The following is a 1,174-nucleotide window of genomic DNA, read 5'->3' as shown; positions in this document are numbered from 1 at the left end:
CTTCGGGACGAAACGGTCAAGGACGTCGGACAGGAGAACGCCCGCTTCGCATCGCAGGATGCCGGTGTCCGCGTCGAACGATATGAAGCGGTCGAGGCCGCGGAGATCGACAAGCGTTCCGCCGCTGTTCAGGCAGCTGTCGCCGTAGCTGCGCCCGTTGCCGTAGGACAGGAACGGACCGCCGTCTTCAGGGAGTTGTTCGTCGCGCCAATGCAGGCGGATCGCGTCTTGCGTGCCCGGCGCCGGCGGCCGCCCCCACGACCGGTATCGACCATTCCGTCCCATCACATCGCCAGCCAGATGACGGCGCTCCCCAGGACGGCGAACGCCAGGCTGACACGGTCGCGCGCGGCGAAGACCAGCGGGTCGCTGCGCATCTCGCCGCGGCAGGTCTTGAGCCAGATCCGCGTCACCCAAAAAATGACAAGCGGCACGAAAACCCAAAGCAGGCCAGGGTGCGCATAGGCAACCAGAACCTGAGGAGTGCTGAGATAGAGCGCGAGCACGAGAGCCGCGACGTAGCCCGCCCCCACCCCCATGCTGTTGAGCATCTGCAGGTCGGCAAGCAGATAGCCCCGGCCCAGGCTCGCCTTTTTGCCGTGCTCCTGCATCAGCATCAGTTCGGCGCACCGTTTGGCGAATGCGAGGCTGAGGAAAATGAAGATGGAGAAGGTGAGCAGCCACTGGGAAAGCGGGATGCTTGCCGCCGCGCCGCCGGCAAAAACTCTCGTCGTGTAAAGCAGCGCGAGCGTTACGACGTCGACCGCCTCCAGGCGCTTCAGGAAAAACGTATAGGCGAGCGTCACCGCGTAATAGACCGCCAGCACGGCGCCGAACTTCCAGGGCAGGAATGCGCTCAGCACCGCCGATCCCGCCAGCAATGCCGGGATGAGCACGAACCCATGCCCGATCGGGAGGCGGCCGGAGGCAAAGGGCCGGCGGCGCTTCTCGGGATGGCGGCGGTCGTCCTCGATATCGACGATATCGTTGAGCAGATAGACGCTCGAGGCGCAAAGGCTGAAGGCGAAGAAGCCGGTCAGGAGCGCAACAAGCGCCTCGGTGTCGGTAAATCTCAAGGCGGCGATCAGCGGCGTGAAGAGAAGCAGGTTCTTCAGCCATTGATGCAGGCGCAAGGCTTGAACATAAACGGCAAGCGTCGGCTTCCTGCGCGGAA

General features: G+C 64.1%; 2 protein-coding genes. Both read right to left on the bottom strand.

Annotated elements, in window-relative coordinates:
- On the bottom strand, window positions 1–285 hold a 285-nt coding region (locus AC4FWB_RS34365; protein WP_491030643.1), incomplete at its 3' end, for an FAD-binding protein.
- Window positions 285–1,174, bottom strand: an 890-nt coding sequence (locus tag AC4FWB_RS34360) for a UbiA family prenyltransferase (protein ID WP_491030641.1), incomplete at its 5' end; no start/stop codon positions are given. The genes AC4FWB_RS34360 and AC4FWB_RS34365, both read right to left, overlap by 1 nt.

This window comes from Mesorhizobium sp. LEGMi-168a, from assembly GCF_058312955.1.
Note: the sequence above shows the minus strand (reverse complement) of the source record. Positions and strands in the feature narration are given on the sequence as shown.